The organism is Futiania mangrovi (genome assembly GCF_024158125.1).
Classification (GTDB): Bacteria; Pseudomonadota; Alphaproteobacteria; order Futianiales; family Futianiaceae; genus Futiania; species Futiania mangrovi.
Genome location: NZ_JAMZFT010000001.1, coordinates 646,381 through 664,402 on the forward strand (window position 1 = coordinate 646,381; position 18,022 = coordinate 664,402).

Below are 18,022 nucleotides of genomic sequence, written 5' to 3' on the forward strand. Positions count from 1 at the left end.
CGATGGCCGCCGAGGACGCATCCCGCATGACGCGCGCCGCGCGCCGCCGCCTCGGCCTTGCCGGTGAGGAGGAGGGCAGCTTTCTCGCCCGCTGGTCGCGGCGCAAGGACGCCGCGCGCGCCGGCGCGCTTGCGGACGACGGTGTGGCCGATCCCGGCGATCTTCCCGCGCACGAAGCCGACGCCGCGCGGGCAGGCGCGCGCGGGGAGGGCAGCAGCGCCGAGGCAGCCGAACCGGAGATCCGGCCTGAGGATCTGCCCGATCCGGACACGCTGACGGCCCAGTCCGATTTCAGCGTCTTCATGCAGAAGGGCGTACCGCCCGATCTGCAGCAACGCGCGCTGCGCAAGCTGTGGCTGACCGATCCGACACTCGCGAACCTCGATGGCCTGCTCGACTATGGCGGCGATTTCAGCCAGGTCGGCAAGGCCAAGATGGCGATCAAGACCGCGTGGCAGGTGGGCAAGGGGTATCTCGCCGCGTTGGACGCCGGGGAGACGGCGAAGGCGGCCGCCGGCGAGGGCGGCGCGGATGCCGGACCGGACCGGGAGGCGGTCGCGGCGGCGGACGGCGTTACGGAATCGCCGCAAACGCATGGGGCCCCCGAATCTCCCGCGGAAGATGCGGCCGAAGTGGACGGCCGGGACGCTTCGGACGATACCCGCCCGCCGTCAGCACGCGCCTGAGCGTCGCGGACAGGCATCAGACTTTCGTCTTAGTCCTACAAGGGAAAACGCCGCCAATCCAAGCATTGGATTGTGCGCTGCAAAATCCAGCGGGAAAATCCGCGCAGATGAAGGCTTCGGCGCACAGTCAATTCTGTTGCGCTGCAAAAGGCTGCAGGAAACTGCAAAGGCTCTTGCGCTATTGAGAAGTATTCGCAATCCAAACGCTTTACCGATCTTTCGTGCGCGCGTAGGATTCTTGCCAATTCAAGGACCTGTAATGCGTCGGAAGGGATGTTTCGCGTGGTGGGAACGGCAGGAACCGGGCAGGCAGCGGCGATTCCGGCGGACACACAGGACGAGGATTTCCTGCGCGCCCAGCAGTACCGGTTCCTAGCGCGCTGGCTCGCCGCGCCGCCGGACCGGGCGTTGCTCGACCTGACGGCGCAGCTTTCCGGCGACGGATCGGAGCTTGGGCAGGCGCTGTCGGAACTCGCCGCCGTCGCGGCGGAGGCCGACCCTGCGGCGGCCGACGACGAATTTCACGACCTCTTCGTCGGGATCGGGCGGGGCGAACTCGTCCCGCACGCCTCCTATTACATCACGGGCTTCCTGAACGAGAAGCCGCTGGCGACGCTCCGGCAGCACCTGGCGAGCCTCGGCATCGCGCGTGCGGAGGGCAACCGCACGCCGGAGGATCACATTTCCGCGCTGTGCGACGTCATGGCGGGTCTCATCACGGGCGAGTTCGGGGAGGTCAGCACGACGCGCGCGCCGGGTGTGGCGGCGACGGCCAGGGGACCGGAGCCCGAGACGCTCGGACCGCAGAGCGCGTTCTTCAATGCACATCTCGCCCCATGGGCGGGGCGTTTCTTTTCCGACCTGGAGCGGGCGAAGGCCGCACGGGTCTATCGCGGGATCGGCGCGGTCGGCCGGATCTTCATGGAGATCGAGGAGGCCGCTTTCGAGATGACTGCCTGAACGGTTTCGGGCGGTTGCATGTGGCAGGGCCGTACCCCCGGCTTAACAGGGGGGCAGGCCCGAACCGGAGGAGGGTGACCATGAGTGACAAGGACGGCACGTCCGGCGGCATCGCGCGCCGCGACCTGCTGAAACTCGGCACGCTTGGGGCCGTGGCGGCGGGTGCCGCCACCGCGCTGGGCAGCGTTCAGGCCGGCGCCGCGGAGACGGCCCCCGCGAAAGGGGCGGGCTACCGCGAGACGGGCCACGTCAAGACGTTCTACGACCTCGCCCGCTTCTGACGGGCGATCGCCGCTGGGCTGCTCCTTCGGGTGCAGCGGGCAGCGGCGGTGATTGGGAGGACAGGAAAGATGCTCAAGCGGAAAGCGGCAGGCGGGGTTGCGGGACGCCCCCGGCTGGCGAAGGCCCTGGCAGGGCTCGGTGGTGGCGCGATCGACCGGCGGACGTTCCTCCGGCGCTCGGGCCTGACGGCGATGGGTGTCACCGCGGCGGCGACGCTGGGCGGTGGCATGGTGACGAAGGCTGGCGCGCAGAGCGCGGGTGCCGCCGGCGAGGTCAGGAAGGTCAAGTCGGTCTGCACGCACTGCTCGGTCGGCTGCACGGTCGTTGCCGAGGTGCAGAACGGCGTCTGGGTCGGGCAGGAGCCCGGCTTCGACTCGCCCTTCAACCTCGGTGCGCATTGCGCCAAGGGCGCCTCGGTGCGTGAGCACGCGCACGGCGAGCGCCGCCTGAAGTCGCCGATGAAGCTTGTCGACGGCAAGTGGAAGAAGATCTCGTGGGACGAGGCGGTCAACGAGATCGGCGACAAGATGATGCAGATCCGGGAGGAGTCGGGGCCCGATTCCGTCTACTGGCTCGGATCGGCGAAGCACAACAACGAGCAGGCCTACCTGTTCCGCAAGTTCGCGGCCTATTGGGGCACGAACAACGTGGATCACCAGGCGCGGATCTGCCACTCCACCACGGTCGCGGGTGTTGCGAACACCTGGGGCTACGGTGCGATGACCAACTCCTACAACGACATCCACAACAGCCGGGCGATCTTCCTGATCGGCGGCAACCCGGCCGAGGCGCACCCGGTTTCCCTCCTCCACCTGCTGAAGGCGAAGGAACAGAACAACGCGCCGCTCATCGTCTGCGACCCGCGCTTCACGCGCACGGCCGCGCACGCGTCGGAGTACGTGCGCTTCCGCCCGGGCGCGGACGTGGCGCTGATCTGGGGCATCCTCTGGCACGTCTTCCAGAACGGCTGGGAAGACACCCAGTACATCAAGGAGCGGGTGTGGGGCCTCGACCAGGTGAAGGCCGAGGTGGCGAAGTGGACGCCAGAGGAGGTCGAGCGGGTGACCGGCGTGCCGGAAAGCCAGGTGAAGCGCGTCGCGCGCACGCTGGCCAACAACCGGCCGTTCACGATCATCTGGTGCATGGGCGGGACCCAGCACACGATCGGCAACAACTTCACCCGCGCCTATTGCGCGCTGGGCCTCGCGCTCGGCACGATCGGCAAGCCGGGTGGCGGCGCCAACATCTTCCGCGGCCATGACAATGTGCAGGGTGCGACCGATCTCGGCGTGCTCAGCCACACGCTGCCGGGCTACTACGGCCTCGCGGCGGGCTCGTGGAAGCACTGGGCGCGCGTCTGGGAGACCGACTACGATTACCTCCTCGGCCGCTTCGGATCGAAGGAACTGATGGAGTCGTCGGGCATCCCCGTGAGCCGCTGGTTCGACGGCGTGCTCGAGGACAAGGAGAACATGGACCAGCCCGAGAAGGTGCGGGCCATGGTCTTCTGGGGTCACGCGCCGAACTCGCAGACCCGCCTTCCGGACATGCAGAAGGCGATGAAGCAGCTCGACATGCTGGTCGTCATCGATCCGTTCCCGACCATGACCGCGGTCATGCACGACCGGACCGACGGCGTCTACCTGCTGCCGGCGACGACGCAGTTCGAGACCTACGGGTCCGTGACCGCGTCGAACCGTTCGCTGCAGTGGCGCGAGAAGGTGATCGATCCGCTCTTCGAATCGAAAGTGGACCACGAGATCATCTATCTCTTCGCCAAGAAGTTCGGTTTCGCCGACGAGATGTTCAAGAACATCAAGGTCGAGGGGGCCGAGCCGGTGATCGAGGACGTGACGCGGGAATTCAACCGCGGCATGTGGACGGTCGGCTACACCGGCCAGTCGCCGGAGCGTCTGAAGCTGCACATGGCCAACCAGCACACCTTCGACCGCACGACGCTGCGGGCGAACGGCGGGCCGGCCGACGGCGACTTCTACGGTCTGCCCTGGCCGTGCTGGGGCACGGCGGAGATGGGACATCCCGGAAGCGCCGTCCTCTACAACACCGATCTCCCGGTGGCAGAGGGCGGCATGGGCTTCCGGGCCCGCTTCGGGGTCGAGCGCAATGGCGAGAACCTGCTCGCCGAGGGCTCCTACCCGGTCGGCTCGGAGATCCAGGACGGCTATCCCGAGTTCACCTACGGCATGCTGAAGAAGCTGGGCTGGGAAGGCGATCTCACCGACGAGGAGCGAGCGACCATCCTCAAGATCGGCGGGGACAAGCCGGACGGCGTCAACTGGAAGACCGACCTGTCGGGCGGCATCCAGCGCGTCGCGATCAAGCACGGCTGCGCGCCCTACGGCAACGCCAAGGCGCGGACGGTGGTCTGGAACTTCCCGGACCCGGTGCCCGTGCACCGCGAGCCGCTCTACACCTCGCGGCGCGACCTCGTGGCCGACTATCCGACCTACGAGGATACCAAGGCCTACCGCCTGCCGACGCTCTATGCGTCGATCCAGGAGAAGGACGTGTCGAAGGAGTTCCCGATCATCCTCACCTCCGGCCGACTGGTCGAGTACGAGGGCGGCGGCGACGAGACGCGCTCCAACCCCTGGCTCGCCGAGCTGCAGCAGGACATGTTCGTCGAGATCAACCCGCGCGATGCCAACAACCTCGGCATCCAGGACGGGAACATGGTCTGGGTGTACGGACCGGAAGGCGGCAAGGTGCGCGTCAAGGCCATGGTGACCGAGCGGGTGGGGACGGGCGTCGCGTTCATGCCCTTCCACTTCGGCGGCCACTTCCAGGGCGAGGATCTGCGGTCAAAATACCCCGCCGGTGCCGACCCCTACGTGCTGGGCGAGGCGAGCAACACCGCCCAGACCTATGGCTACGACTCGGTGACACAGATGCAGGAGACCAAGTGCACGCTCTGCCGGATCGAGCGGGCGTGACGGCGGGTTCGCGGGCTGGCCGGGCTGCCGGCCGGTCCGCACCGCCGGGTCTCTAGAGAAAAGGGAGTGACACGAACATGGCGCGCATGAAGTTCCTGTGCGACGCGGAGCGGTGCATCGAGTGCAATGCCTGCGTGACCGCCTGCAAGAACGAGCACGAGGTGCCCTGGGGCATCAACCGTCGCCGCGTGGTGACCATCAACGACGGAAAGCCGGGCGAGCGGTCGATTTCGGTCGCCTGCATGCACTGCTCGGACGCCCCGTGCATGGCCGTCTGCCCGGTCGACTGCTTCTACCAGACCGAGGAAGGCGTGGTCCTTCATTCCAAGGACCTGTGCATCGGCTGCGGCTACTGCTTCTACGCCTGCCCCTTCGGGGCGCCGCAGTACCCGCAGGCCGGCAATTTCGGCAGCCGCGGCAAGATGGACAAGTGCACCTTCTGCAACGGCGGGCCGGAAGACGACAACAGCTCGGCGGAGTTCCAGAAGTACGGCCGCAACCGCCTGGCCGAGGGCAAGCTGCCGCTGTGCGCGGAGATGTGCTCGACCAAGGCGCTGCTCGCCGGTGACGGGGACGTGCTCTCCGACATCTACCGGGAGCGGGTCGTGGCCCGCGGCTTCGGCTCGGGCGCCTGGGGCTGGGGCACCGCCTACCAGCTCAAGGCGGGCGGCTGACGTCCAGATCGGCCGTTGGCGCGTAACAGGGTAGGCGGGGGCGGCGCGGAGCCGTCCCCGTTACCGTCCCCGGTTTATGCGCGGCGGCCTCCGTGCAGGCATCTGATCCGTGAGGTGGCGACAGGTCATGGCTGTGAACACCAGGCGCAGACGCCGCCGCATTGCGGCGGTCACCACGCTTCTTCTCGCAGGCGCGGCGCTGGGCGCGTGCCGGCAGGAGGAGCAGGGGCGGTTCGATCTCGAGCATCTGAACAAGGGCACCTACCAGGGCGCGCCCGACACACCGCTCGACAATGAAACGCTCGAGGATTTGCGGGGCCGGATGAGCATCCAGGCCGGTTGACCGGGGCGGCATCCGCTGCCGCCCATGCGGTCCCCCTTGCCGCCCGCGCCGGAGCTTCCGGGTGGCCTGATCGGAGTTGGAAGAGGCATGACGATGAACCAGCACCGTATTGCGGCGCGCGTGCGCGTCCTGTTCGCCACGCTGATGCTTGCCGTGGGGCTCGCGCTCGCGCCGGGCGCGGTCCCTGCCCTCGCGCAACAGTCCGCGCCGGTTGCCCCGACCGATCCGGCGGGCTCGCTCGGGCCCCTCGGCCAATCGAGCGACACCGACATCTGGCGGGAAATCCGCCGCGGCAACCAGTTTCAGACCCAGGTGCAGAACCAGGGCGCGGGCATCATGATCCAGTCCGAGGGCGAGGTCTGGCGCAACTTCCGCAACGGGCCCTTGCCCTATTACGGCGCGTGGGGGCTGTTCGGGATCGTCGCGCTGCTGGCGGTCTTCTTCCTCATTCGCGGACGCATCAGGATCGACGAGGGCATGTCCGGCCGCACGATCGAGCGGTTCAACACGATCGAGCGGGCGGCGCACTGGTTGCTCGCCTCGACGTTCATCATCCTGGCGATCACCGGGCTGAACCTGCTCTACGGGCGCTATTTCCTGCCGGGCCTCATTGGCAAGGAGGCGTTCGCCACGATTTCCATGTGGGGCAAGTACGCCCACAACTATCTCGCCTTCGGCTTCATGCTGGGGCTCGTGATGATCTTCGTGTTGTGGGTGAAGGACAACATTCCCGGCTGGACCGACGTGAAATGGTTCCTGAAGGGAGGCGGCATCCTCGGCATGGGGCACCCGGATTCCAGGCGCTTCAACGGCGGCCAGAAGCTCATCTTCTGGATGGTCGTGCTGGGCGGCGCCTCGCTCAGCATGTCGGGGGTCGCCCTGATGTGGCCGTTCGAGTTCCACTTCTTCGCCGGCACCTTCGACGCGATCAACGGCATTTTCGGCACCTCGCTGCCGACCGCGCTCGGCCCGATCCAGGAGCAGCAGCTGAACGCCGCCTGGCATGCCATCGTCGGCCTTGTGATGATCGTGGTCATCATCGCCCACATCTACATCGGGTCGGTCGGCATGGAGGGCGCGTTCGACGCCATGGGTTCCGGCCAGGTCGACATCAACTGGGCGAAGGAGCATCACAACCTCTGGGTCGAGGACATGGTGCGCAAGGGCCGCGCGGACGCGCCCACCGGCGGCCATGGAACCCAGCCGGCGGAATAGCCGCCAGAAGGGCCGGAAAAGAGAATGACACCGATGAAGAGCTTGCGGACCCTGGCATTGGTTGCTCTTGCGTCGGCGGCGCTCGGCGCCGGGGCGGCGCTGGCGCTGACGGCGGAGGACGTGCGCACCCGGATCGAGGCGCAGTTCCCCCAGGTGGAGGTTCTGCGCGTCGTGGACGCCGAGACGAGCGAAGGCCGCCCGGCCTTCCTCGTCACGGTGATGAACCGGGGCGGCACCTACAACGGCGCCTTCCAGGTGACGCGCGTGCTGATCGACCGCGAGACGGGCAGCATGACGCGCATCTATGCCCAGGGGCCGAGCGGCGTACCCGTCGGGGAGCCTCTCTCCGGTCCAGGCGCGGCGACGGAAGGGTTCGGGGAGAACCTGCGCACGCGAAGCTTCACGCCGATTCCCGGCCGTCCATGACCGCTGGACGGGCGCTTTCGCGGCTTGGCGCGGCGCTTGCGCGTGTCCTGCTTGCGGCGGCGCTCTGTGCGGGCGCTCTGCCGGCGGCGGCGGCGCTGCTGGGGCATGGAGGGCCGGTGCAGGCGGTCGACGTTTCCGCCGACGGGCGCCATGCGTTGACCGGCGGATTCGACTACACCGTCATTCTCTGGGACCTCGAGAGCCAGGTGCCCGTGCGCATCCTCACCGGCCACGACGGCGGCGTGAGCGCGGTGCGCTTCGTGCCCGGCAGCACGCTTCGCGGGGTCAGCGCGGGCGACGACGGCGACGTGATCCTCTGGGACCTGCACGCAGGCCGGATTCTGCACCGGATGAAGGGGCACGCGCTTCGCGCCGTGGAGCTTGCGGTCTCCCCGGACGGCCGCCTTGCCGCGTCTGCAGGGTGGGACGGGACCGTGCGGGTCTGGGATCTGGAGACCGGCACCGCGCGCCACGTCTTCGAGACGCGCGCGAACCGCATCAACACCGTTGCCTTCGCGGGCGGGGGCACGCAGGTGCTGGCAGGCGACGAGGCAGGCCAGCTTCTCGTCTGGTCGGTCGGGACGGGCGAGGCGATGCGGCCCCTGCGCGTCCACGACTTCGTGGTCAACGCGCTCGACGTCGCGGACCCGGCGGCCGCCTCCACGACGGTCGCCACGGCCAGCGTCGACCGCACCATGCGGCTGTGGTCGTGGCCCGCGCGCGAGGAACTGGTCAGCATCGAGCTGCACGACGCCGCCGTGCTCGCGCTGGCAATATCGGACGACGGGACGCTGCTCGCCTCGAGCGGTGCGGACGGCGCCATCCGGCTCTGGTCGATCCCCGACGGCCGTCCCGCGGGCACGCTGACGGGTCATGCCGGCGCCGTCTTCGCGCTGGCCTTCGCGCCCGGAGGTCGCCTGCTGTCGGCGGGCCGCGACGAGAGCGTGCGCGTCTGGAGCCTCGCCGGCGGGACCGAGATCGCGCCTGCCGGGGCCACGAACATCCCGGCGCCCGAGACGGTGGCCGACATGACTGAGGCGGAGAAGCGCGGCCAGTGGGAGTTCCGCAAGTGCCGCATCTGCCATTCGATCACGGCGGAGGGGGAGAACCGGGCAGGGCCCACGCTCTATGGCATCGTCGGGCGCGTGGCGGGGACCGTGCCCGGCTACGACTACTCGCCCGCGCTCACCGGTACCGGCATCGTCTGGACGCCGGACATGATCGCGCGCCTTTTCGCGGACGGGCCGGACCGGGTGACGCCCGGCTCCAAGATGCCCTTGCAAAAACTGTCGAGCCCGCAGGCGCGGGACGACCTCATCGCCTATATCGAGAAAGTGACGGCGCCGAAGCCCGGCGTGCCCGTGCCCGGGCAAATGGCGGATGCGCCCCCGGCTGGACAAGGAGCGAAGCAATGAAAGCGTTTCTGATCGGCATAGGCCTGGCCATCGTCGTCGGCGTGGGCGCGTGGTACGCGCTGGAGCAGATGCCCTGGGACAGCGCGACCGCGACCAGCAGCGAGAACGTCCGGCTCTGATCCCGGCCGCGCCGCCGCCCGCCTCAGTCCATCACGATCCGCGGGGCGGCGCGTGCCTGTCCGCGGTCGAGTTTCGCCGCCACCTTCTCCGCGATCGCCATGTAGGCCGCGGCCTGGGGGCCGTCCGGATCGGTCATCACGATCGGCAGGCCCTCGTCCGAGGTTTCGCGCACGCGGATGTCGAGCGGCACCTCTCCCAGGAAGTCCATGCCCATCTTCTCCGCCGTGCGCCGTGCGCCGCCGTGACCGAAGATGTGGCTCTCGTGGCCGCAGTTCGGGCAGACGAAGGTGGACATGTTCTCCACCAGCCCGAATACCGGCACATCCACCTTGCGGAACATGTTGAGGCCCTTGCGCGCATCGAGCAGCGCGATGTCCTGCGGCGTCGACACGATGACGGAGCCTGCGAGCGGCACCCGCTGCGCCATGGTGAGCTGCGCATCGCCCGTGCCGGGCGGCATGTCGACGATCAGCACGTCGAGGTCGCCCCACGCCACGTCGCGCAGCATCTGCTCCAGCGCCGACATGACCATCGGGCCGCGCCAGATCATCGGCGTGTCCTCGTCGACGAGGAAGCCCATGGACATGGCCTTCACGCCGAACGCCTCCATCGGGTTGAGCGTGCGCCCGTCCGCGCTCGGCTTGCCCTTGATGCCCAGCATGCGCGGGATCGAGGGGCCGTAGATGTCGGCGTCGAGGATGCCCACCTTCTTGCCGAGGCGTGCGAGCCCCATGGCGAGGTTCACCGCCGTCGTCGACTTGCCGACGCCGCCCTTGCCGGACGCGACCGCCACGATGGCCTTGACGCCGGGGGCCAGGATGCGGTTGCCCGCGCCGGCCTCCGCCGCGCGTGCGCCGGGCGGGGGCGGGGCGGCCTTGCGCGCGCCCGCGGGCGGCGCTGCCTTGTCGCTGTGCGCGGTGAGGACGGCGGAGACCGAGAGCACGCCCGGCAGCGCCTCGACCGCCTTCGTGCATGCCTGGCGCAGCGGGTCGGCCTTCGGTCCGCGCTCCGGCGCAACCTCGACGGCGAAGCCCACATGGCCGCTCTTCACGACGAGGCCCGAGATCATGCCCGCGGACACGACGTCCTTGCCGCTCTCCGGGTCGACCACGCGGGCCAGCGCGCCCCTCACCTGATCGGCTGTCACTTCGGCCATGGCTTTCCCTGTCCTCCCTCGCGCACGTCCGCCGGCACGGCGCTACAGATAGTGCGCACCGCGGTCGAGGTCATCCCTTCAAAACGGGTTGGTGTGCGGGAATGCCCACGCAGGCCCGAAGGATCAGTAGATGCAGGGTGTCCGGGGCGCAGCCATGTCCGTGCTGCAGGGCGCGGCTGAGGCAGGCAGCACGTCCCCCTGCTGGATGGCGCCCGTCTCCGGATCCACGTTCAGGAGCACGCGCGCCTGGGTGCGCGTGTTGAGCAGGACCGCGTTGACAGTACCGTCCTCGATGGAGAGCACTTCTTCCACGACGAGATGGGTCAGTCCGAAAGAGGCAAACCGGCTCTTGAGTGCGCGCGCAACAGCAGCTTCGGACATCCGGCCCCCCTGATCTTCACCGTGGCTGACCCGTCGCCTTTCTGGCCGCCGTCTGACAGAATACTCACACGATGCCGAAAAAAACAGCACAGAGTTGTAAGATTGCTTCCGAGGGCGGGAGACGGCGCCCCGCCCGGGGATCACATTTTCGTGAGGTCGCGTGACGTACCAGCCTGGCCCCGACGATCCGGTTCCGCGCGAGATCCTGTCGCGCATCGTGGATTCGCTGCCCGACGCGATCTTCTTCAAGCGGCCGTCCGGCATCTACACGTTTGCCAACGCCGCCGCGGCGACACTGCTACTCGGGCGCACGGCCGAGGCGGTCGAGGTCATGGGCGAGACGGATGCGGCACTCGGCGTCGACCCCCGAATCGGGTCGCCGAGTGCCGACCGGTGGCTGACGACCAGCGACCAGCCCGTGCGCGGCGAGATCGAGGTGTCCGTGAATGGCGTGCCGCGGCGCTATCTCCTCAGCCGCAGCCGCAGCCTCGATGGCGGGGGGCGGATGCTGGGCATCATCGGGGTTGCGGTGGAGATCACCTCCCTGCGCAGTGCGGAGGAGCGGATGCGCCGGCAGGAGGCGCAGCTTGCGCATGCCGCCCGGCTGTCGCTGATGGGCGAGATGGCGTCGGGCATGGCGCACGAGCTGAACCAGCCGCTGACTGCCATCCTCAGCTATCTGCCGCCGGTCTTGCGCCGCCTCGACGAGGGGGGCGCGGACCGCAAGCTGCTTGCCGCACTCGAGGAAATCCGGGCGGAGGCGCGCCGTGCTGCCGACATCCTCGGCCGCCTGCGCGGTTTCGTCCGGCGGCAGGAGGTGCGGCGGGCGTCGGTCCGCCTGTGCCAGGCGGTCCGCGAGGCGGTGAACTTCGCCAACCACCAGGCGGAGCAGGCGGGCGTGCGCATCGCCATCGACTTCGAGGAGGGCATGGCCCCCGTCATGGCCGACGAGGTGGAACTCCAGCAGGTGCTGCTCAACCTCGTCTGGAATGCCATCGAGGCGATGGAGGCCGGAGGCGCGCCGCGCCGCGAGATCCTGATCCTGACCCAGTCCGCCGGCGCGGATACCGCGGAGGTTCTGGTCCGCGACACCGGCCCCGGATTGCCGCCGGAGGTGCTGGGCCGCCTGTTTGAGCCCTTCTTCACCACCAAGCCCAACGGCATGGGCATGGGGCTTGCCATCTGCCGCTCTATCATGGAAGCCCACGGTGGACGGCTGACAGCGACCTCCAACTGGGAAGGGGGGGCGACCTTCCGCCTGACCCTGCCTTTCGCGAAGGGAGATACCGGAACATGAGCGTGCACAAGGAGACCGGGTCCGGGAGCCATCCGGTGGCGACGCCCCGCGTGGCGATCGTCGACGACGATGCGGCGGTGGTGCGCGCGGTGACCTTCCAGCTCGAGGGACACGGTTATTCGGTTGTCAGCTATCCGAATGCGGAGGCCTTCCTGCAGGATGCCGCGGCGCAGCTCGAATGTGCGCTGGTCGACGTGCGGATGCCCGGCATGACCGGGCTGCAGCTCCAGGCGGCGCTCGCCAGCCAGCGGCCTGACCTGCCGCTCGTCTTCATGACCGGTCACGGCGATGTCGAGATCGCGGTCCAGGCGATGAAGGCCGGGGCCGTCGACTTCATCGAGAAGCCGTTCGAGGAGGCGGCGCTGCTCGCCGCGCTGGAACGTGCCGTGGAACGCGGGCGCGAGGCGCACGCGGCCGCGAGGCTGCGCGAGGAGATCGCCGCGCGCCATGCAACCCTCACCCATCGGGAACGGCAGGTCATGGCGCTCGTCGTCGAGGGCCAGTCGAACAAGATGATCGCGCGCACGCTCGACATCTCGCCGCGCACGGTCGAGGTCTACCGCGCGCGCGTCATGGAAAAGATGGAAGCGCAGAGCCTCGCGGAACTCGTCCGCCTGTCGCTCGGCGCCAATCTCGAAGAGGGTGTGGACGAGGCATGACGTTCGGGGCCGGCGCGCGGCCGTTCGCGCCTGCACGGGCGCGGTTCGAGATCGGACTTGCGCCGCTCGATCTCGCCGATTGGCTGGAGATCGGGCCGGATCTCGCCGAGGTCCTGCAGGAGAAGGACAGGCTTCTGGCAAGCCGGCACGGGGACGTCTTCGCCGCGTTGCCGGGATCGGAATCGGCGCAGGCCGAAACGCTCGCCCTCGTCCGCGCATGGCTGGGCGAGCGTGCCTGCGCGACCCATCGGGTGACGCCGGACGCGGTGACGGCCGCGGGGCGGACCGTGCACACCGACGGGCACGACGGGCTTGCCCCGCTCGACGCGGCGGGCCGGCTCGTTCCGGAAGACCTCTGCCTGCTGGAGGCGGGGGAGGGCGGCTACAGGCTGACGGCGGCGAGCCTGTGCGCGCCTGCCCACTGGCGGCTGCACGAAAAGCTCGGCCATCCGATGATGGGTATTCACGCGCCCGTGCCCGGCTGGAGCGACCGGCTCGGCCCGCGGGTCGACCGCATCTTCGCCAATCTGAAGGTGGAGGCGCCGGTGCAGCGCCTGAACTGGGGGCTCGCAGCCTCGCCCGTGACCTTCACGCCCGAGGCGCGGCGCGACGACGACCGGCGCATGGCGCACCTGACGGCCGGCGATGCCATCGATGCGCTCTGGCTGCGGGTGGAGCGCCAGACGCTTCGCCGCCTCGCCCGGACGGGCGCGATCCTCTTCACGATCCGCACGGTGATGACCCCGCTCGCCGAGGTTCTGGCGGGGCAGGAGGATGTGCGCGCGCTGCTGGAGGCGCTGGAGACGCTGGGTGCCGACGAGCAGCGCTACAAGGCATTCGGCCGCTACCGCGCAGCCCTCGTGGCCGCGTTGCAGGCCCGTCTCGCCAGCTATTCCGCGGGCTGAGCCGCCGGGCGCCCGCGGACCCAGGCCGCGATGTAGCGCACGTCCTCCTGGATCGCGACGAGCGACGGCACGACCAGGAGCACCAGCGCCGTCCCAACCGCAAGCCCGAAGACGATGGTGATGGCCATCGGGATCAGGAACTGCGCCTGAAGGCTCGTCTCGAAGATCAGCGGCGCGAGGCCCCCGATGGTCGTGAGCGAGGTCAGCAGAACCGCGCGCAGGCGGTCGCACGATCCGTCCACGATCGCCTCGTATGGGTTTTGCGTCCGCTTGCGCTCGTCGATCGTCGTGATCAGCACGATGGAGTCGTTGATGATGATGCCCGACAGGCCGATCATCGCGATCATCGACAGGATGGTGACGCTGAAGCCCAAAAGGTAGTGGCCGAGAAACGCCCCGATCAGGCCCAGCGGGATGGTCAGCATGACGGCCAGCGGGCGGGCGTAGCTTCCGAACACCCAGGCGAGGATCAGGTAGATCGAGACGAGGCCCAGAAGCGCGCCCGTGCGCATGTCGCCGATGGTTTCCGCCTGCTCCTCCGAACGGCCCTTGAATGTGTAGCTCACGCCGTAGGTATCGGCGATCTGGCCGAGGATGCTCCCGCGCTCCCCGCGGTCCTCCAGCCCGGGGCGCGGGGCCAGCAGGGCTTCCATCATCTGCGTGGTCGTCGTCGTATTGGCATCGAGTTCGGCCGTCACCGCGACCTGGCGGCGCCCGTCGACGCGCTGGACCTGCGCGAAGCCGAGCGTCTCGCGCCGGGTCACGACCTCCTCGAGCGGTACGTCCATGCCCATCGGCGAGCGCAGGTGCATCGTCTCCAGGATGCCGGTGTCGGTGATCTCCTCCGGATAGAGCACACGCACCGTCACCTCGTCGTCGCCGCGCGGGAAGCGCTGGGCGATGGCGCCCTCCAGCGCGCCGCGGACCTGTGCCGCGACCGATGCGGTGGTGAACCCGAGAGCCCGGCCCCGGTCGCTCAGTTCCAGGATCGTCTCCGGCTTGCCATAGGGAAGGTTGTCCTCGATGTCGCTCACGCCGGGGAAGCGCGTCAGTTCGCTGCGCAGCGCTTCTGCCGCCTGCTTCAGCGTGCCCACGTCCTGCCCGATCAGGCGCACGTCGAGATCGCGCCCGGGCGGCCCGCCGCGCGGCGCGCGCAGCGTCAGCGTCTTCAGGCCCGGGACCGGCGGGATTTCCGCGCGCCACGCCTCGATCACCTCGCGCGTGCGCACCGCGCGCCGGTCGGCAGGGGCAAGTTCGACATAAAGCCCACCCAGCGTGTCGGTCGATGTCGAGGATTGCAGCGCGGCATTCTCGCCGAAGGTCTTGCCGACGGCGCCGAGGCTCATGACGATCAGGCTGCGGTCCGCCGCGTCTTCCGCCAGGCCGCCCTCGGCCTCCAGCCGCGCCGCGGTCCGCTCGAGCGCCGCCTCGATCGTGCGCACCGCCTCCTCGGTCGCGCTGCGCGGCGTGCCCGCCACCATCTCGACGCCCGCATAGATCACGTCCGCTTCCGGCGTCGGGAAGAACTGGAAGGTCAGCCGCCCGCCGGCCAGCAGGCCCACTGCCAGCAGCAGGCTGCCGAACGCCGCCGCGACGGTCGCGTACCGCCAGGAGATCGTAACCGCCACCAAGGCCCGGAACGGCCCGTCGCGGAACCGGGCGAAGCCCCGGTCGAAACCGGCGCGGAACCGGCTGGTCTTGTGGTCCCTCTTGCCGCGCAGGGCGTGGCGCATGTGCGTCGGCAGCACCAGGAAGCACTCGATCAGGCTTGCGATCAGGACCGCGACCACGACGAAGGGAATGGCGGAGATGATGTCGCCGATGATGCCCCCGATCACGAACAGCGGCAGGAAGGCCGCGATGGTCGTAAGCGTGGAGGAGACGACGGGCGCCGCCATCCGCCGCGCGCCCAGCATCGAGGCGTGCAGCGGGCGCATCCCGCGCGCGGCAAGCGCGTCGGAATGTTCGCTGACCACGATGGCGTCGTCGACCACGATGCCGATGGCCATGATCAGGCCGAACAGGGAGATCATGTTGATGCTCTGCCCGCTCAGCAGCATGATCGCCATGGTGGCGAGCATCGAGACCGGGATGCCGACCGCGACCCAGAACGCGATACGCGCGTTCAGGAAGAGGAACAGCACCAGCAGCACGAGCGCGAGCCCGCCCGCGCCGTTCTCTACCAGCACCCGGATGCGGTCCCGGATCAGTTCGGCGGACACCGCGTACTGCGTGACCTCCAGGTTGGGCGGCAGGGTGCCCGCGATCTCTTCGAGATAGGTGTTGACGATGTTCGCCGTGGTCAGCGCGTCCGCCGTGACCGACCGCTCGACCCTCAGTTCGATGGCCTGGTGCGGGCCGCGCATCAGCGTCACCTGGCCGTCCTCGAAGGCGTTTCGTACGCGCGCCACGTCGGAGAGGCGGATCTGCGTGCCGTCGGCCAGCGCCTTCACCGTCAGGTCGCGCAGCCCCTCGGCATCCGTCTCCTGGCCGAGCGAGCGCACCTGCCGCTCTCCACCCGTCAGGCTGCCTGCCGGGATGTCCCGGTTCGCCTGCGCGATGGTGCCGGCGATGTCGTCCAGCGTCATGCCGAGCCAGCGCAGCGTGTCCGGCATCACCTCGACCCAGACCTCCGGGTCGCGTATGCCGGTCATCGTCACCCGGTCGATGCCGCGCGCCAGCAGCGTGTCGCGGATGCCCCGGGCGATGTGGATGAGCGAGGCTTCCGAATAGGGACCGGAGACAACGAGCCGCGCCACCTCGTCATAGCGCACGATACGCCGGACCTCGGGCCTCTCGGCGTCCTCGGGCAGGGTGGTGACCTGGGCGACGGCGGATTCCGCCTCCGAGAGCGCCTTCTGCATGTCGCTGCCGGAGACGTATTCGATCGTGACGACGCCCACGCCCTCGGCGGCCCGGGTCGTCACCTGGTCGACGCCGTCGAGGAAGCGCACCTCCGGCTCGATCGCCTGCACGATGTTGGCGTCCACGTCCTCCGCCGAGGCGCCGGGCCAGGCCACCGTGATCCGGACGATCTCGATACCGAAATCGGGAAAGAACTGCCGGTTGAGCTGGCCGAGCGCGAACAGCCCGGCAATCGCCATGATCGCCATCAGCAGGTTGGCGGCCGTCGCGTGCCGGGCGAACAGGCCGATCAGGCCGCCGCCCTGCGCGGGATCGCTCTCTCCCGCCGGGCCCCCGCCGGGCGCCTGGCCGGTGCTCATCCCTGCACCTCGACCTTCACGCCCGGGCCAAGCTCGGGAAAGCGTGTCGTCAGCACCTGGGTCCCGGGCGCGATATCCGTCTGCAAAAGGACACGGCCACGGTCGCGGCCCACGATCTCGACCGGCACACGCTCCAGCCGGCCGTCCTCGCCGACGATATAGACGGTGCTGTCCTCGCCCACGGCGCGGGCTGGCAGTTCGAGCACGTTTTCATAGACCTTGTCGGACACCCGTACAGCGACGAAGGCGCCCGCCCGGATCGGCGAGGACGCGGCATCCGCACCGGCGTCGAGCCGGGCGTAGAGAGCAACGCCGCCCGCGGCGGGGTCGATCGAGGCCTCGACCCGGGCGATGCGGCCCGGGAAGGTCAGCGTGCGTGCGCCAACCTGCCAGTCGATCGCGACCTCCTGCCCCAGGGGGGCGCCGCTATCCCCGACAAGGCGGCCATAGGCGTCGTTCGGAAGCTCGAACCGGACCTCCATCCCGTCGGCGGCATAGAGCCGGGCGATCCGGTCGGTCGGCGCGGCGCGGCTGCCGGTGGCGATGGAGACGTCGCCGACCCAGGCGCGGAAGGGGGCCCGCACGGTCGTGTTCAGAACATCGCGGGTGGCACTCGCCACCGCGGCCTCGCGGCTGTCGACGGTCGCCGCCTGCTGGTCGATGCGCGCCTCGATCTGGGCGAGCGTGCGGGTCTGGATCGCCACGAACTGCTCGGCCTCGTTGACGCGCAGCGCGGCGTCGTCGACCGACTTGTCGGAACCCGCACCCCGGCGCGCGAGGTCGCGCCGCCGCTCAAGGTCGCGGGTGAGGAGGCGCAACTGGTCGCGGCCGGAGGCGAGCAGCGCCCCGACCCCGGCCTGCTCTGCCTCGAATTCGGCAAGTTTCGCCTTGGCCTCGGCAAGACGCGCCTCGGCGTCGCGCAGCGCGACCTCGTAGGCGAAGGGATCGAGGCGGACGAGTTCCTCACCTTCCTCCACGAGAGCGCCATTGCGCAGGTTCTCCGAGACCCGCAGAACCTCCGCTGTCACCAGCGGGCGCAGGTCGGCCATGCGTGCGGCCTGCACATTGCCATAGGCGACAAGCTCCGGCTGTGCGTCGCGGAACACCGCGGGTGCCGCCGTGACGGCCCAGACGCGCTCTTCCGGCGGCTTGGGGCGGGCCTCCGGCGCGGTGTCGCGCATGTAGACGAACCCCGCCACGGCCACCGCCAGCAGCGCCAAGGTCAGGAACAGTCTGGCCGCAGCTTTCCACATGAGATTTCCGCCACTCCGGCACGGCAGGGAGCCGGCATCACACGAACGCGGCAGCACGTCTTGTCCGTCGCA

The 18,022-nt window shown here is 69.3% G+C and carries 17 protein-coding genes; 13 read left to right on the top strand and 4 right to left on the bottom strand.

The window, feature by feature from the left end:
* The first annotated feature begins 2 nt into the window (after positions 1-2).
* From NJQ99_RS03220 to NJQ99_RS03265, 10 genes are all read left to right on the top strand, one after another.
* Entirely contained in the window at positions 3-686 is a 684-nt protein-coding gene (locus NJQ99_RS03220; RefSeq protein WP_269331356.1) for a DUF3306 domain-containing protein, read from the top strand.
* A gap of 282 nt (positions 687-968) precedes the next feature.
* On the top strand, positions 969-1,646 hold the full coding sequence (locus NJQ99_RS03225; protein WP_269331357.1) for a TorD/DmsD family molecular chaperone: 678 nt from the start codon (positions 969-971) through the stop codon (positions 1,644-1,646).
* A gap of 80 nt (positions 1,647-1,726) precedes the next feature.
* Positions 1,727-1,927 (top strand): formate dehydrogenase, encoded by a 201-nt coding sequence (locus tag NJQ99_RS03230; protein WP_269331358.1) that lies wholly within the window; start codon positions 1,727-1,729, stop codon positions 1,925-1,927.
* 69 nt (positions 1,928-1,996) lie between these two features.
* Complete coding sequence (locus NJQ99_RS03235; protein ID WP_269331359.1) at positions 1,997-4,882, top strand: formate dehydrogenase subunit alpha; 2,886 nt, start codon at positions 1,997-1,999, stop codon at positions 4,880-4,882.
* A 77-nt stretch (positions 4,883-4,959) separates the two neighbouring features.
* Positions 4,960-5,556 carry a formate dehydrogenase FDH3 subunit beta gene (gene fdh3B, locus NJQ99_RS03240; RefSeq protein ID WP_269331360.1) on the top strand — a complete coding sequence of 199 codons (597 nt, stop codon included), beginning with the start codon at positions 4,960-4,962 and terminating at the stop codon, positions 5,554-5,556.
* Between the two features lie 127 nt (positions 5,557-5,683).
* Positions 5,684-5,899, top strand: coding sequence for a hypothetical protein (locus NJQ99_RS03245; RefSeq protein WP_269331361.1), 216 nt, complete (start codon positions 5,684-5,686; stop codon positions 5,897-5,899).
* 87 nt (positions 5,900-5,986) lie between these two features.
* Positions 5,987-7,114, top strand: a complete 1,128-nt coding sequence (locus NJQ99_RS03250) for a formate dehydrogenase subunit gamma (protein ID WP_269331362.1) — start codon at positions 5,987-5,989, stop codon at positions 7,112-7,114.
* A gap of 33 nt (positions 7,115-7,147) precedes the next feature.
* Positions 7,148-7,540 carry a hypothetical protein gene (locus NJQ99_RS03255; RefSeq protein ID WP_269331363.1) on the top strand — a complete coding sequence of 131 codons (393 nt, stop codon included), beginning with the start codon at positions 7,148-7,150 and terminating at the stop codon, positions 7,538-7,540.
* The gene (locus NJQ99_RS03260; protein WP_269331364.1) at positions 7,537-8,955 is read left to right on the top strand and encodes a WD40 domain-containing protein; all 1,419 of its coding nucleotides are present in this window, start codon (positions 7,537-7,539) and stop codon (positions 8,953-8,955) included. The genes NJQ99_RS03255 and NJQ99_RS03260 overlap by 4 nt, the downstream gene beginning before the upstream one ends.
* Positions 8,952-9,074, top strand: coding sequence for a hypothetical protein (locus tag NJQ99_RS03265; RefSeq protein WP_269331365.1), 123 nt, complete (start codon positions 8,952-8,954; stop codon positions 9,072-9,074). Before NJQ99_RS03260 ends, NJQ99_RS03265 begins: the two co-directional genes overlap by 4 nt.
* A 23-nt stretch (positions 9,075-9,097) precedes the next feature.
* On the opposite strand, the gene apbC is transcribed toward NJQ99_RS03265, so the two are convergent.
* Positions 9,098-10,231: an iron-sulfur cluster carrier protein ApbC gene (apbC, locus tag NJQ99_RS03270; protein WP_269331366.1), complete on the bottom strand. Its 1,134-nt coding sequence runs from the start codon at positions 10,229-10,231 to the stop codon at positions 9,098-9,100.
* Between the two features lie 123 nt (positions 10,232-10,354).
* Complete coding sequence (locus NJQ99_RS03275; protein WP_269331367.1) at positions 10,355-10,612, bottom strand: hypothetical protein; 258 nt, start codon at positions 10,610-10,612, stop codon at positions 10,355-10,357.
* 160 nt (positions 10,613-10,772) lie between these two features.
* Here NJQ99_RS03275 and NJQ99_RS03280 point away from each other — a divergent pair, with 160 nt between their 5' ends.
* Genes NJQ99_RS03280 through NJQ99_RS03290 form a run of 3 tightly spaced genes read left to right on the top strand, consistent with a single transcriptional unit; the run spans position 10,773 to position 13,473 of the window.
* Positions 10,773-11,909 (top strand): sensor histidine kinase, encoded by a 1,137-nt coding sequence (locus tag NJQ99_RS03280; RefSeq protein ID WP_269331368.1) that lies wholly within the window; start codon positions 10,773-10,775, stop codon positions 11,907-11,909.
* Complete coding sequence (locus NJQ99_RS03285) at positions 11,906-12,568, top strand: response regulator transcription factor (protein WP_269331369.1); 663 nt, start codon at positions 11,906-11,908, stop codon at positions 12,566-12,568. The genes NJQ99_RS03280 and NJQ99_RS03285 overlap by 4 nt, the downstream gene beginning before the upstream one ends.
* Entirely contained in the window at positions 12,565-13,473 is a 909-nt protein-coding gene (locus NJQ99_RS03290; protein ID WP_269331370.1) for a heme-dependent oxidative N-demethylase family protein, read from the top strand. The genes NJQ99_RS03285 and NJQ99_RS03290 overlap by 4 nt, the downstream gene beginning before the upstream one ends.
* On the opposite strand, the gene NJQ99_RS03295 is transcribed toward NJQ99_RS03290, so the two are convergent.
* Together NJQ99_RS03295 and NJQ99_RS03300 are read right to left on the bottom strand one after the other, a co-directional pair.
* Positions 13,458-16,697 carry an efflux RND transporter permease subunit gene (locus NJQ99_RS03295; protein ID WP_269331371.1) on the bottom strand — a complete coding sequence of 1,080 codons (3,240 nt, stop codon included), beginning with the start codon at positions 16,695-16,697 and terminating at the stop codon, positions 13,458-13,460. The genes NJQ99_RS03290 and NJQ99_RS03295 overlap by 16 nt on opposite strands.
* Positions 16,694-17,950, bottom strand: coding sequence for an efflux RND transporter periplasmic adaptor subunit (locus tag NJQ99_RS03300; protein WP_269331372.1), 1,257 nt, complete (start codon positions 17,948-17,950; stop codon positions 16,694-16,696). The genes NJQ99_RS03295 and NJQ99_RS03300 overlap by 4 nt, the downstream gene beginning before the upstream one ends.
* Positions 17,951-18,022 lie beyond the last annotated feature (72 nt).

Coding starts and splice junctions, on each gene's coding strand:
- NJQ99_RS03220 (WP_269331356.1), top strand. CDS start 3: ATGGCCGCCGAGGACGCATCCCGCATGACGCGCGCCGCGCGCCGCCGC.
- NJQ99_RS03230 (WP_269331358.1), top strand. CDS start 1,727: ATGAGTGACAAGGACGGCACGTCCGGCGGCATCGCGCGCCGCGACCTG.
- NJQ99_RS03235 (WP_269331359.1), top strand. CDS start 1,997: ATGCTCAAGCGGAAAGCGGCAGGCGGGGTTGCGGGACGCCCCCGGCTG.
- fdh3B (WP_269331360.1), top strand. CDS start 4,960: ATGGCGCGCATGAAGTTCCTGTGCGACGCGGAGCGGTGCATCGAGTGC.
- NJQ99_RS03245 (WP_269331361.1), top strand. CDS start 5,684: ATGGCTGTGAACACCAGGCGCAGACGCCGCCGCATTGCGGCGGTCACC.
- NJQ99_RS03250 (WP_269331362.1), top strand. CDS start 5,987: ATGACGATGAACCAGCACCGTATTGCGGCGCGCGTGCGCGTCCTGTTC.
- NJQ99_RS03255 (WP_269331363.1), top strand. CDS start 7,148: ATGAAGAGCTTGCGGACCCTGGCATTGGTTGCTCTTGCGTCGGCGGCG.
- NJQ99_RS03260 (WP_269331364.1), top strand. CDS start 7,537: ATGACCGCTGGACGGGCGCTTTCGCGGCTTGGCGCGGCGCTTGCGCGT.
- NJQ99_RS03265 (WP_269331365.1), top strand. CDS start 8,952: ATGAAAGCGTTTCTGATCGGCATAGGCCTGGCCATCGTCGTCGGCGTG.
- apbC (WP_269331366.1), bottom strand. CDS start 10,231: ATGGCCGAAGTGACAGCCGATCAGGTGAGGGGCGCGCTGGCCCGCGTG.
- NJQ99_RS03275 (WP_269331367.1), bottom strand. CDS start 10,612: ATGTCCGAAGCTGCTGTTGCGCGCGCACTCAAGAGCCGGTTTGCCTCT.
- NJQ99_RS03285 (WP_269331369.1), top strand. CDS start 11,906: ATGAGCGTGCACAAGGAGACCGGGTCCGGGAGCCATCCGGTGGCGACG.
- NJQ99_RS03290 (WP_269331370.1), top strand. CDS start 12,565: ATGACGTTCGGGGCCGGCGCGCGGCCGTTCGCGCCTGCACGGGCGCGG.
- NJQ99_RS03295 (WP_269331371.1), bottom strand. CDS start 16,697: ATGAGCACCGGCCAGGCGCCCGGCGGGGGCCCGGCGGGAGAGAGCGAT.
- NJQ99_RS03300 (WP_269331372.1), bottom strand. CDS start 17,950: ATGTGGAAAGCTGCGGCCAGACTGTTCCTGACCTTGGCGCTGCTGGCG.